Annotated in this window: 13 protein-coding genes and 1 pseudogene; 6 read left to right on the top strand and 8 right to left on the bottom strand. The window is 71.0% G+C overall.

Going from position 1 to position 12,432, the window contains the following annotated elements:
* Window positions 1-7 precede the first annotated feature (7 nt).
* Window positions 8-862: a phosphatidate cytidylyltransferase gene (locus FB559_RS03375; protein ID WP_246121328.1), complete on the top strand. Its 855-nt coding sequence runs from the start codon at window positions 8-10 to the stop codon at window positions 860-862.
* A 13-nt stretch (window positions 863-875) separates the two neighbouring features.
* On the opposite strand, the gene FB559_RS03370 is transcribed toward FB559_RS03375, so the two are convergent.
* Complete coding sequence (locus FB559_RS03370; protein ID WP_141953129.1) at window positions 876-2,051, bottom strand: suppressor of fused domain protein; 1,176 nt, start codon at window positions 2,049-2,051, stop codon at window positions 876-878.
* Between the two features lie 129 nt (window positions 2,052-2,180).
* Here FB559_RS03370 and rlmN point away from each other — a divergent pair, with 129 nt between their 5' ends.
* On the top strand, window positions 2,181-3,305 hold the full coding sequence (rlmN, locus tag FB559_RS03365; protein ID WP_141953127.1) for a dual-specificity RNA methyltransferase RlmN: 1,125 nt from the start codon (window positions 2,181-2,183) through the stop codon (window positions 3,303-3,305).
* Window positions 3,306-3,353: 48 nt separating this feature from the next.
* The gene (locus FB559_RS46065; protein ID WP_141953125.1) at window positions 3,354-3,860 is read left to right on the top strand and encodes a DivIVA domain-containing protein; all 507 of its coding nucleotides are present in this window, start codon (window positions 3,354-3,356) and stop codon (window positions 3,858-3,860) included.
* 203 nt (window positions 3,861-4,063) lie between these two features.
* On the opposite strand, the gene FB559_RS03355 is transcribed toward FB559_RS46065, so the two are convergent.
* Entirely contained in the window at window positions 4,064-4,669 is a 606-nt protein-coding gene (locus FB559_RS03355) for a TetR/AcrR family transcriptional regulator (RefSeq protein ID WP_141953123.1), read from the bottom strand.
* A 122-nt stretch (window positions 4,670-4,791) separates the two neighbouring features.
* On the opposite strand from FB559_RS03355, the gene FB559_RS03350 reads away from it, so the two are divergent.
* Complete coding sequence (locus FB559_RS03350; protein WP_221639880.1) at window positions 4,792-5,652, top strand: alpha/beta fold hydrolase; 861 nt, start codon at window positions 4,792-4,794, stop codon at window positions 5,650-5,652.
* An 89-nt stretch (window positions 5,653-5,741) separates the two neighbouring features.
* Here the strand turns inward: FB559_RS03350 and FB559_RS03345 are convergent.
* The 3 genes and pseudogenes from FB559_RS03345 to FB559_RS03335 form a co-directional block, all read right to left on the bottom strand.
* Window positions 5,742-6,563: pseudogene (locus tag FB559_RS03345) on the bottom strand (IS701 family transposase); the annotation flags it as partial.
* A 35-nt stretch (window positions 6,564-6,598) separates the two neighbouring features.
* Window positions 6,599-7,291 carry a hypothetical protein gene (locus tag FB559_RS03340; RefSeq protein ID WP_141953121.1) on the bottom strand — a complete coding sequence of 231 codons (693 nt, stop codon included), beginning with the start codon at window positions 7,289-7,291 and terminating at the stop codon, window positions 6,599-6,601.
* Entirely contained in the window at window positions 7,288-7,992 is a 705-nt protein-coding gene (locus FB559_RS03335; RefSeq protein ID WP_141953118.1) for an ATP-binding cassette domain-containing protein, read from the bottom strand. Before FB559_RS03335 ends, FB559_RS03340 begins: the two co-directional genes overlap by 4 nt.
* 56 nt (window positions 7,993-8,048) lie before the next feature.
* Between FB559_RS03335 and FB559_RS03330 the strand changes: the two genes are divergently transcribed.
* Both FB559_RS03330 and FB559_RS03325 read left to right on the top strand, forming a co-directional pair.
* Entirely contained in the window at window positions 8,049-8,459 is a 411-nt protein-coding gene (locus tag FB559_RS03330) for an HIT domain-containing protein (protein WP_141953116.1), read from the top strand.
* Window positions 8,459-9,937 carry a DUF2079 domain-containing protein gene (locus tag FB559_RS03325; RefSeq protein ID WP_141953114.1) on the top strand — a complete coding sequence of 493 codons (1,479 nt, stop codon included), beginning with the start codon at window positions 8,459-8,461 and terminating at the stop codon, window positions 9,935-9,937. Before FB559_RS03330 ends, FB559_RS03325 begins: the two co-directional genes overlap by 1 nt.
* Before the next feature lies 1 nt (window position 9,938).
* On the opposite strand, the gene FB559_RS03320 is transcribed toward FB559_RS03325, so the two are convergent.
* The 3 genes from FB559_RS03320 to FB559_RS03310 are packed head-to-tail and all read right to left on the bottom strand — an operon-like array spanning window position 9,939 to window position 12,432.
* Window positions 9,939-11,240 (bottom strand): FtsX-like permease family protein, encoded by a 1,302-nt coding sequence (locus FB559_RS03320; RefSeq protein WP_141953112.1) that lies wholly within the window; start codon window positions 11,238-11,240, stop codon window positions 9,939-9,941.
* Window positions 11,237-11,908: an ABC transporter ATP-binding protein gene (locus FB559_RS03315; RefSeq protein ID WP_221639877.1), complete on the bottom strand. Its 672-nt coding sequence runs from the start codon at window positions 11,906-11,908 to the stop codon at window positions 11,237-11,239. The genes FB559_RS03320 and FB559_RS03315 overlap by 4 nt, the downstream gene beginning before the upstream one ends.
* On the bottom strand, window positions 11,905-12,432 hold the full coding sequence (locus FB559_RS03310; RefSeq protein ID WP_141953107.1) for a PadR family transcriptional regulator: 528 nt from the start codon (window positions 12,430-12,432) through the stop codon (window positions 11,905-11,907). Before FB559_RS03310 ends, FB559_RS03315 begins: the two co-directional genes overlap by 4 nt.

Raw genomic sequence — 12,432 nt, 5'->3', positions numbered from 1 at the left:
GGCCCCCGTGCCGACGCCGGAGACCCCGGAGGCGGACATGGGCAAGAAGAAGCGCGCACCCAGCCGTAACCTCCCCATCGCCGCAGGCGTGGGCGTGGGTCTCGGCGCCGTGGTGCTCCTGTCGCTCTACACCATCAAAGAGATCTTCCTCGGCGTCGTCATGGTCTTCCTCGGCGTCGCCGTCTGGGAGTTCATCCGTGCCTTCGCCACGCGTGACATCCGGATCCCGTGGGTCCCCGTCATGTTCGGTGGCGTGGCGATGCTGCTGTGCACCTACTTCTGGGGCACGACCGCGCTCGTCGCGGGCTTCGGCCTGACCACTCTGGCGGTGCTGCTCTGGCGGCTCCCGAAGGGCCAGGAGGGCTACGTCCGCGACGCCACGGCCGGGGTATTCGCCACCGCGTACATCTGGTTCCTGGCCGGGTTCGTCGTGCTCCTGCTGCGTCCCTCCGACGGCCCGGACCGGGTGCTGATCTTCATCGCTGCCACGGTCGCGAGCGACATCGGCGGGTTCTTCGCCGGCTCGTTCTTCGGCAACCACAAGCTGGCCCCGTCCATCAGCCCGAAGAAGACCTGGGAGGGATTCACCGGCTCGGCGATCACCTGCATGGTCGTCGGTGGTGTGCTCCTGCCCTGGCTGCTGCACGGCCACTGGTGGCAGGGCGTCATCGTCGGCGTGGCCGCGGTGGGCTCGGCGACGTTCGGCGACCTCATCGAGTCCGTGATCAAGCGCGATCTCGGGATCAAGGACATGGGCAGTCTCCTGCCCGAGCACGGCGGGGTGATGGACCGCCTCGACTCGCTCCTCGCCACCGTTCCGGTGGTCTGGGTGCTCCTCGAGGCGTTCGTCCCACCGAACTGAGCGGCGCGGCGCCTCAGCCGACCACCCAGCTCCGTCCCTCGCGGGCGAGCCGCTCGATCAGGGCGTCGGACCCCTCGCGCTTGCCGAACTGCCGTTCGTCCTCGGTGATGGGCACGAGCCACAGCCACTGCACCGGGTCGCCGCCGAAGGAGAACGCCGTCAGGTCCGGCGCGTCGGGGCCGTCGAGGCGGTTCGGGTTGTCCAGCAGGAGTACGCCCTCCCAGGACGGGCCGAGCGGGAACGTCCGTGCCTCGTGGTACCACTTCACGTTGTCACCCGGCGCGAAGGAGGTGACGGCCTGCCACGGATACTGCGCGAGCCAGGGAAAGACCCGCCCGGCGCGTACGCTGGGCAGCGTCGTCGCGACCGCCAGCTCGATGCGCGCGTGCTCGCCGACGTTGTCCTCATAGAGCTCGACCGTGGGCATCCGCTGGCAGCTCATGCCCACGGTGCTCAGCACGGTGTACGCGCGGTCGCCCCGCGCCGGGCGCTCGGAGACGCCGACGACGGGCTCGTGGGCGGCCGAGGCGTTCGCGGGACGCGGCGCGGGCATCGCCGGAGGCTGCGGCGTGCCCGGCTCCGTACGGCCCGGCTGCCGGGCGACGTCGTGCCAGTAGTACCCGCCCGGCCCCAGCCGGCTCAGGAGGTGGCCGAGCAGCGACTGCTGGAAGCCCTCCCACGCCCCGGCACCACGCCGCCACTTCCAGTACGCCTGGGCCTGCAGGATGCGCGGCCCGAGCTCGTCGATCTCATCGTCGAGCGCGAACGCGAACGGGCTGCGGCCGATCGCCTCCCGCGCGTAGCCCGGGACGCCGCGGTCCGTGTCGGACCAGCCGGGGATGACGCAGAGCGGCTGCCCGGCCTCCATCAGCGCGACCCCGTCGCCCTCTTCGAGCCAGACGACCTCGAGGGTGCGGGGATCGAGCGGCGGCCGGCCCTTGGGATGCTTCGTACGACCGCTCGGCAGGGCCGGTACGAGCCCGGCGTTGAGCCGCGCGAGATCGGCGTGGAAGGGGGCCTCCTGGTGGTTGGCGACCCAGGTGGCCGCGACCGTGTCCCCGTCGCTCGTCCGCAGGTACGCCGCCGTCGCGACGTGGTCGTACTCGATGTCCAGGACACGGCTCCCGTACGGGCTCGTGTCGCTGAGCAGCACCCGCGCTTCCCGCGGCGTTCTACGCAATACCGGCATGGGAATGGACTGTAGTGATTCCGCGGTCTCAGGGGGAGTAACGACCTGCCGTGAGACGGCCTCTTGGCCAAGACCGTCTAGCGGACCGGGTCAAAGCTCTCCTCGTCGTCTGCCACACTGGATACCGTCATGTCCGCTGAACTCACCTTCGCCGCTCCCCGCCGGGCGAAGCCACCCCGCCATCTCGCCGACCTGTCCTCTGACGAGCGTCGCGAGGCCGTAGCCGCGCTCGGGGAAAAACAGTTCCGCGCCGACCAGCTGTCGCGCCACTACTTCGGCAGGCTCGCCGACGACCCGGCCGACATGACCGATCTGCCCGCCGATCTGCGCGACCGGCTCGTGGCCGAGCTGCTTCCGCCGCTGCTCACCTCCGTACGCGACCAGGTCTGCGACGAGGGCATGACCCGCAAGACGCTGTGGAAGGCCTTCGACGGCACGCTCATCGAGTCGGTCCTGATGCGTTACCCCGACCGGGTCACGATGTGCGTGTCCTCACAGGCCGGCTGCGGCATGAACTGCCCCTTCTGCGCGACCGGTCAGGCCGGCCTGACCCGCAACCTGTCGACCGCCGAGATCGTCGAGCAGGTGGTCGCGGGAGCACGCGCGCTCAGCCGTGGCGAGATCCCCGGCGGACCGGGCCGCGTCAGCAACATCGTCTTCATGGGGATGGGCGAGCCGCTCGCGTCGTTCCCGGCCGTCATACGGGCGATCCACCGGTTCAGCGACCCGAGCCCGGCAGGGCTGGGCATCTCCCAGCGCAACATCACCGTCTCCACGGTCGGGCTGGTGCCCGCGATCGGCAAGCTCACCGAGCTGGACCTGAAGGTACGCCTGGCGGTGTCGCTGCACGCGCCGGACGACGAGCTGCGCGACGAGCTCGTGCCGATCAACACGCGGTGGAAGGTCGGCGAGGTTCTCGACGCCGCTTGGACGTACGCCGACCGCACCCGGCGCCGCGTCTCCATCGAGTACGCGCTCATCCGCGACATCAACGACCAGGCATGGCGCGCGGACCTGCTCGGCCGCCTCATCAAGGGCCACCCCGTCCACGTCAACCTGATCCCGCTCAACCCCACGCCCGGCTCCAAGTGGACCGCGTCGCGGCCCTCGGACCAGACGGAGTTCGTCCGCCGCCTTGAGGCGCACGGCGTGCCGGTCACCGTACGCGACACCCGTGGCCAGGAGATCGACGGAGCCTGCGGCCAGCTCGCCGCCATGCCCGAGGAGCCTCCGCTGCGGACCCAGCAGCAATAAGCGCCGGTTAAGCCTTCGTATCGGCCGGACATCGGAAACAATGGCCGGATGCCCGACTTTCGGCGTGCCTTCCGTGGTTACCACCGCGACCAGGTGGACGCGCTCATCGCCCGCATCGAGGGGACGCTCGGCAGGTCCCCGCTGTACGCGCCGGCGGTGACCGCGGACGAGGTGACCGCGGCACGGTTCAAGCGCAGGCTGGGCGGATACCGGATCAAGCCGGTGGACGAGGCGCTCGACGACTACGTCCGTCAGCTGGAGGACAAGGGCGGGCCGAACCGCATCCGCTCCACCGAGGCGGACCAGCTCATCGGCCTGGTGCGCAACGTGCGGTTCGGCACCACACGGCTCAGGGTGGGCTACGACGAGCAGGAGGTCGACGCCTTCCTCGACGAGATGATCACCGCGCTGCGACGGGACCGGGCACGGGCGTCGCAGGTGAAGAACGCGGTGTTCGCCACCACCCGGATGCGGCCCGGCTACCGCCAGCCCGACGTGGACGCCTTCCTGGAGCGGCTGGCCTCGGAGATCGAGCGGCTGCGGTCGAAGACCTAAGGCGTGTCTGTCCGACACGCCCTAGTACTGCAACGCATCCGGGTTTGTAAGAGTGTTCAGCCTCGCTGAAATCAGCAACCCACCTGCATTTGGGTCGGCGGCCAGAATCCGATGAAAAAGCGACTCGTAATGAAGGGGGGACCAAGTCTCCTCGTCGGCTCTGAGTCACTCTCGACGCGCGCCCGTGCCGAAGGCCGTTCGGGTCACGGCCTGAGCGCACGCAGGGTGGACCGCTCGGCTTCGTCGATGATCGCTTTGACCCGCGCCGGGGGTGGAGTCGAGATCAGCTGCAGTGCGATCCCGCGGACGAGGCCAACGAGGAACACGGCCATCGCCTCGGGGTCGGCATCTGCTCGCACCGAGCCGTCGCGGATCCCTTCGCTGACCTTGTCGGCGAGGAGGCGCCGGAAGCCGGCGTCTTGTTCCGCGTAGAGCGGCATCAGGACAGGATCGGCGGCAATCGCCTCGCCCCACATCTGCAGGAACGCGCCGGCAGCCGGACGTCGGCTGGTGACGTTGTTGAGGTAGGCGCGAACCGTGTCCGCCAGCCAGTCCGCGGCGCTGTCCCCAAGCTCCGGGAGGGTGAAGGTCTGAGCATCTCGCATCACCGCGCGGAGCAGATTCTCGCGGCTGCCGAAGTGATGAGAGACGATCCCCCGGCTGTAGCCGGCGGCCTCGCCGACCGCCGCCAGGGTGAGCGCGCGCGACCCGTGCTGGGCGATCAGCGCCGTCGCGGCACCTAGCACCTTGTGTTCGGTCTCTTCGCGACGCTCCCGCTGCGTGCGGCGAGCGGGAGGCTGATCGGGCATCAGGACTCCTCAGACATCGGGTCGACCAAGCATAGGGTCCGCCGGTTCTGTGCGTTGGTCCCGTCGACGGCACGCGGGACGAGAGCACGCAAGCGGCCAGGACGGCACGATACGATACTTGTGTGTCAGTCAACAAGTATCTGAAAGGTGGTCTTGTGCCGCGCACTCCACTCGTCCTCGTCCACGGCAACCCCGAGACAGCGGCCATCTGGGGAAAGCTCATCGGGGAGCTCGACCGGGCCGACGCGGTAGTCCTGTCCCCGCCCGGGTTCGGCGTCCCCGCGCCCCGCGGCTTCGACTCGTCGACGACGGCCTATCGAGACTGGCTGGCGTCTCAGCTGGAGCTGTTCCGCGCTCCGGTCGACCTGGTGGGTCACGACTGGGGTGGAATCCACGTCGCAGCGCTGGCCATGAGCCGTCCGGATTTGATTCGCAGCTGGGCCTCCGACGCACTCGGCGTGTTCGCGCCCGACTACGTCTGGCATCCGCGGGCACAGGTGTGGCAGCAGGAGGGGCCGGGGGAAGCCTCGGTGCGGGAGTTGTGGGGAGGCGATCTGGAGCAGCGACTCGCGGTGACGTCGGCCCTCGGTATGACCGGGCGCATGGCGGAGCGGGTCGCGGCAGGCATGGATCCCGAGATGGGTCGCGCCGTCCTCAAGCTGTTGCGGTCGGCACGACAGCCGGCGATGGCCGAAGCGGGACGGCTGCTGCCGAGCGCCGCAGAACGTCCGGGGCTCGCTCTCATCGCCGTTGACGACTTCGAGCGAGCCAGCGGGACGCTGGTGCAGCACGAGTGGGCAGCGCGGCGATCGGGCGCGAGGATGGCGCATCTTGAGGGCGTGGGCCACTGGTGGCCCGAGGAGACGCCGGCGCCGGTTGCCAAGGCTCTGACGAACTTCTGGGCAGAGCTGCCGGATCCCGAAGGAGCTAGTACTGCAACGGCACGTGGGCGAGTGGGTGGCCGCGTCGTTTGTAGTGGCTGAGGCGGGCTTGGTGTCGGCGTCTGCGGCGCCAGATCGACCAGACCAGGTGTGTTCGGCTGTGTGGACGGCGCGGTGGGCCAAGTTGATCAGCATTCCTCGATCCGCAAGGGCGCCCCGGCGATCCAGGCCAGGTCGGCCAGGCTGGAGCGGTGTGGGCCGTAACAGACGTAGTAGGCGATCTGGTCCGGGTGGCTGATCGAGCGGCGGGCCGGCAGCCAATGACCACGTCCGCGTGCCCAGCCGATGCGGATCGGGATGCGCGCCCAGTCGTACTCGCGCGGGCCATGGCTACCGCACCGGCCGAAAATCCGTCGCCAGGCCCGCGCGCCCAGGTCGGCGACCAGTTGATCGGCCTGGCGCTGGTGGCCGGTAGTGGTGATGAGCACCTCGGTGCGGCGGGTCGCCGGCACGTAGGACGCGTCGCGTTCTTCCAGCCACACCCGCAGGTACTTGACCTGCCCGTAGGCCTCATCAGCCGTCACCCGGGCGAACGGCACCCTCGCGGCGAAGGCTCGCGCCGGCATCGCCATCGCCTGGCGGGGCCTGGTCGCGAACGCCACCTCCTCCGGAATGCCCGCCGCCCGGCATCGCTGCCGGTCATCGGTCCAGGACTCGGGCAGGTACAACTCCCGGTCGACCAACGCGTGCCCACGTGCCGCCGCGTAGGCCGAGAACGTCCCGATCTGGCAGTTCTCGGTCCGGCCCGCAGCCCCGGAGAACTGCCGCCGCATCCCATCAGGCGAAACCGCACCGCTGCGTTCGGCAAGCGTCCAGCCGTTCTTACGCTCCAGCCCCGCGACCAGCCCCGACACATACTCACGCACCCGTTCACGCGGCTCGGACCGAGTGAACCGACCTGCCATCCGCACATGCACCCGATCCAGCTCCGCGGCGACCACATCGACCACCACACGGTCCACGATCCACTACAAACCCGGATGCAGTACTAAGGCCTGGTACGGCGCAGCCAGGCGTACAGGGCGCCGCCCACCGCCGCCCAGGCGAGCGTCCGCAGTGCCAGCCAGGGAAAGGCGCCGGCGAGGTCGGAGGGGCCGTCGGAGGCCGCGCGCATCCACTCGATCAGGGGTACGGTCAGCACCTTCAGCGGGCCGATGCCCAGGATGAGGTCGAGGCCGCACACGCCGAGCAGCACGAGGACCGAGGTGCCGGGCGAGGGGATGACGGCCCGGCTCGTCAGCGCGCCCAGCGCCGTCGCGGCCAGCGCCGTCAGCGGTAGCAGCGCCACGCTCAGCAGCACGTCCCGCACGCCCAGGCCGGCCATGACCCCCTGGGCCAGCGGGTAGATCGGGGCGATGAGCGCCATGACGACGCTGAAGGCGTACGCGGCCACGGACCCCGCCAGCACGGCACGCCGGCGTCCCGCGGTGACCGCGGTGACGTGCCGCTGGGTGTCCGGTTCGGTGTCGAGGAGCCCGCGGGCCGCCCAGGCGCAGATGGGGAAGATGAGCGCGGTCATGTCGGCGACGGCGGTCAGCGCGCCGTGCCGGATCTGCGCCGGCGTCCCGCCCAGGGGGCTGGAGAACACGATCGCGAGCAGCAGCCCGAGCGCGAGGATGGGATGCAGCGCGCGTACCGACCGCAGATAGCCGCTCAGCTGGAACCGGATCACCGCGATCACCGGCGCCGCGCCCGGTAGCCGTCGGCGGTGAGCCGGTCCACGAGCGTGCCGGCCTCATCGACCGGCACGGTCACCTCGACGATCGCGTACTCGTCGGGAAGGTCGCCGGTGGTCACCTTATGGCCGGACACCTGCCAGCGCACGATGCCGGGCAGCTCACGCAGGCCGGCCTGATGGTCACTGACCACCACGGAGGTGCCGCCGGTGGCGATGTCCGCCAGCAGTAAGGGCAGTGCCGCACGCGTGTCGGCGTCCAGCCCGGCGAAGGGCTCGTCCAGCACGAGCAGGCCGGGGGAGCCGAGGAGGGCCTGGATCAGCCCCACCTTGTGCGCGCTGCCCTTGGACAGGTCGGGCAGGCGCGTGCCGAGCAGCCCGGCGAAGCCGAGGCGTTCGGCCCAATCCGCGGCCCCGGCGAAGGGCACACCGCGGATCTTCGCCATGTGGGCGAGATAGTCGCTCGCGCTGAACGGCTGGGCGGCGGGGAACCGCTCCGGCGCGTAGCCGACACGCGCGGGCCGTTCGGAGACGCGTCCCCGTACGGGCGGCACGATGCCCGCGAGCAGGCGGAGCAAGGTCGACTTGCCCGCTCCGTTGGCCCCGCTCACCTCGATGACCCGCCCGCGCGGTACGGTCAGCGTCACATCACGGAGGACCCAGGGTGCGCGGCGTCGGTAGCGGAAGGCGACCTGCTCCAATTGCATGATCTCGGACTTTACCGACGCGACGTAAGCCCTGCGTAAGCGAAAGAATGCCCACCATGGACTGCGCGTTCTGCGAGATCATCGCGGGGAGCCGAGCCGCCCACGTCGTACTCGACGACGGGCCCACCGTGGCGTTCCTCGACAGCCGGCCGCTGTTCAAGGGGCACGTGCTGCTCGTACCCCGTACCCACTACGAGACCCTGCCCGACCTGCCGGCCGATCTGCTCGCTCCCTACTTCGGCGCCGCGCAGAGCCTGGCCGCCGCGATGGAGACCGTGCTCGGCGCCGCCGGGTCGTTCGTCGCGATGAACAACAAGGTCTCCCAGAGTGTGCCTCACCTGCACACCCACGTCGTGCCGCGCAACCGCAAGGACGGCCTGCGCGGGTTCTTCTGGCCGCGGACCAAGTACGACTCCGACGACGAGGCGCGGGAGTACGCCAACCGTCTTCGCGGCGCGCTCGGCTGATGCTCGCCGCGACCACGGAGCCGGCCGCGCCGGCCGGGACCGCCCGGCGCGACCTGATCACGGTCGGTGTTCTCACGGTCGCCGTCGCGGCCCTCTACTCCGTGTACTCCCTCATGCGGTTCTGGGCGTTCCACACCACGACGTACGACCTTGTGATCTTCGACCAGGCGGTGCGGTCCTACAGCCATCTCCACCTGCCCATCGCGATCGTCAAGGGCGTGCACAACGGCTTCGGCCCGCACTTCAACGTGCTCGGCGACCACTTCTCGCCGATACTCGCGCTGCTGGCGCCGCTGTACTGGATCCATGACGGGCCGCAGACGCTGCTCATCGCCCAGTCCGCGCTGCTCGCCCTGGCGATCGTCCCGCTGTGGGCGTACACGCGACGGCGGCTCGGGGTCGGGCCGGCCTACTGCGTCAGCCTCGTGTACGCCCTGGCCTGGCCGGTGGCCGAGACGCTGGCGTTCGACTTTCACGAGATGGCGTTCGTGCCGGTGCTCTCGATGCTCATGCTCGAGCGCCACGAGGCCGGCCGCAGATGGCAGTGCGCCGCGGCGGCCGGTGCCCTGCTGCTGGTCAAGGAGGACATGGGGTTGCTCGTGGCGGGCTTCGGGCTGTACCTGCTGACCCGGCCAGGGGAGCGGCGCCAGGCGGCGCTGTTCGTCGGGGCCGGGCTGGTCTGGACCGTCCTGGCCTCGCGGGTGCTCATCCCCGCGTTCGGCGGCGACGCCGACTACTACTGGGCCTACGACGGGCTCGGCCGTGACCTGCCGCACGCCGCCATGAACACCCTCACCCATCCGTGGCGGGCGCTGAAGCTGGCGGTCACCCCGCAGGTGAAGGCGACGACGATGCTGTGGCTGGTGGCGCCGCTGCTGCTGTTGCCACTGGCCTCTCCGATCACGCTGGCGGTGCTACCGCTTCTGGCCGAGCGGATGCTGTCGAGCCGGTTCGGGCACTGGTGGGAGCCGAGGTTCCACTACAACGTCGCGCTGGTCGCCCTGCTCGTCGCGGCCGGCGTCGACGGCGCCTCCCGCCTCGCGCGGCTCCTCCCCGAGCGGACGCGCGCCGATCGGATCTGGCCGGTCGCGGCCCTGGCGGTCACTCTGGCGGTCGTCCCGCACTTCGCGTTGAAGCGCTTCCTCGAGCCGGGCTTCTACCGCCGCGACGCGCGGGCGCGGTCGGCGGCGGCGGTCCTGCCCGCCGTTCCCAGCGGGGTGCTGGTCGAGGCGCCCAACACACTGGGGCCGATGCTGACCGCCCGCACCCGCGTGCTGCTCTGGGACGACCGGCCGCGCTGGGCTCCGTGGGTGGTCGCCGACACCGCGAAGGTGACCTTCCCGTTCGCCTCGGTGGACGACCAGCGCGCGCGGGTGAGCCTCCTGCTGCGCTCGGGCTACTCGATCGTCCGGAGCCGGGGCGGTTACGTGGTGCTCAACCGCCCCGGGTCCGAGCCCGACCTGCGCGCCGTCCGGTAGCTCACTCGACGCGCAGGAGCGCGGGCGTGACCGTACGGCGCAGCCGGCGCCGGGACAGGGCCGCGCTGAGGACGGCCGCGAGGATGCCCAGGGCGGCCATGAGCACGGCGCGTGTCACCGGCCACAGGATCCAGATGCGGATTCCTATGACCAGCGGGTACAGGCCCATCAGGGCCGCGACGACGCACACCGGGACGCTGGCGATCAGCGCCTGGCGGACCAGGACGCGGCGCAGCGCGACCTCCGGCGTACCCGTGGCCCGGAGCGTGGAGAGTACGGGGCCGCGCTCCAGGAAGTACTCGGCGTGGTGCACGAGGAGCGCGGAGGCCGCCACGGCGATCGCCACCAGCAGGGCAAGGTCGACGAGGACGAAGCTGGAGAGCCAGAACGCCTCCGTCGCGCGCCGCTCCATCAGCATCTCGGCCTCGGCCCAACCCGTTATGGTGCCGACGGCCACGGCCAGGCCCACGACGGAGAGCGTACGGCCCCAGGGACGCGCGTCGGCCTCCAGCGCACGGGCGGCGAGCAGCGTCTCGGCCGAGCGCGCACGGCGTCCGGTCACCCGGGCGGAGAGCCGGACCAGCGAGCTCGAGGAGAACAGGAGGCCGACCACCAGGAGGACCACACCGGCCAGGGGGACGGGGTTCCCCAGGAACCGCAACCCGGTGATCAGTACGAGACCGACCACGGGCAGCGCGATCGCGTACGGGCGGGGAGGCCGGCGGTTGGCGCGGACGGTGACGCCGAGCGGTGTCGCGACGACGTGCCGCCCGGCGAGCAGGCCGGAGACGGCCGCGGCCGCGATCACGAGCACCATCGCGGCGGCGCAGAGCAGGGGCGGGACGCCGACGTTCGCGGGTGATCGCGGGTCCAGCAGCAGCCGGCGGGCGACCCACTGGAGCAGGAGGTACGTCGCGGCGCCCGTGACGGTGCCGATCAGGGCGGCACGAGTCGTCTCGGCCGCGCCGAGCAGCCGGACCTGCGAGGGCGTCGCCCCGGCCAGGCGGAGTGCGGAGAGCCGCCGTTCGCGGTCGGCGGTCGCCAGCCGGCTCGACTGGTAGAGGAAGGCCGTGACCGGCAGGACCAGTACGACGAGGGCGAAGGCGGTGCCGCCTCGTGTACCGGGCTGCGACGCGGGGCCCAGCCACTCGCTCAGGTGCCCGCGCAGTGCGAGCACGTTGGCCGCGCCGAACAAAAACCAGGTGGCGAGCATCGCCCCGGCTGCCATGAGACGCCTACGGGTGCGTTCGGCCGGGGTGCCGCCGCGGGCGAGCATGCCCGTCACGCTCAGCAGTGACCTCATGCCGGCACCCCCGTCGTGACGCCGTCGCGCAGCACGATCTCGCGGTCGGCGTACGCGGCGACCTGGTTGTCGTGCGTGACGATCACGACCGTCGCGTTGTTGAGTCGCGCGGCCGCCAGCAGCAGCGACAGCACGCGCTCGCCGGCGACCGAGTCGAGCGCCCCGGTCGGCTCATCGGCGAAGATGATCTTGGGGGCGGTGACGAGCGCGCGGGCCACCGCCACCCGCTGGAGCTGGCCCCCGGACAGCTCCAGCGGGCGGGCGTCGGCGACCTCGATCGCGCCGGCCTCCTCCAGCCAGGCGCGCGCCACCGTCATGGCCTCCTCGCGGCCGTGCCGATCGAACAGCAGCGGCAGCGCGACGTTCTCGGCCGCGGTCAGCTCCGGGACGAGCCTGCCGAACTGGAAGACGATCCCGAAGTGCTCCCGGCGCAGCCTCGTGCGCGCGGCCTCGTCGAGGGTGTCGACGCGCTGCCCGGCGTAGTACACCTCGCCGGTCTCCGGGCGCATGATCCCGCTGAGGCAGTGCAGGAGGGTGGACTTGCCCGAGCCGCTCGGCCCGGTGATCGCGACGACCTCGCCGGGCTCGATCGTGGCCGACAGTCCCCGCAGCGCGTGCGTGCGGCCGAAGGCCTTCTCGATCTGCCAGGCTTCCAGCGTGCTCATCATCGGATCTCCTTGGTGAGTTCGCCGATGCGCTGCCGCGCGGTCTCGATCCAGCGCAGATCGGCGTCGAGGTGGTGCAGGGCGTAGTCGGCGGCGAGCACCTCACCGGCCGAGGCTCCGGCCGCGCTCCTGCGCGTCGTGAGTTCGCGCATCCGGTCCAGGTGCGCGGCCCGCTGCCGGAGCAGGTACTCCTCGGCCGAACCCTCGGTGACCAGAGCCAGTACGACGCGTGCGAACAGCGGACTGGAGACGTACGGCGCCGGGGGCTCGGTCTCGGTCAGCCAGCGGTGCACGTCGGCGGTGCCCTCGCCGGTGATCTCATAGACGGTTCGCTCGGGGCCGGACTCCTGTGCGGTGCCGGTCACGGCCACCTTGCCGTCGCGCTGGAGCCGCTGGAGGGTGGCGTAGACCTGCCCGTACGCGAGCGGCTTGGCCCCCGGGAGCCGCTCGTCGTGCTCGCGCTTGAGTTCGTAACCGTGCTTGGGCCGCTCGGTGAGCAGGCCCAGCAGGATGTGCCCGGTAGACAT

Origin of the sequence: Actinoallomurus bryophytorum (assembly GCF_006716425.1) — a bacterium.
GTDB classification, from domain to species: domain Bacteria; phylum Actinomycetota; class Actinomycetes; order Streptosporangiales; family Streptosporangiaceae; genus Actinoallomurus; species Actinoallomurus bryophytorum.
Note: the sequence above shows the minus strand (reverse complement) of the source record. Positions and strands in the feature narration are given on the sequence as shown.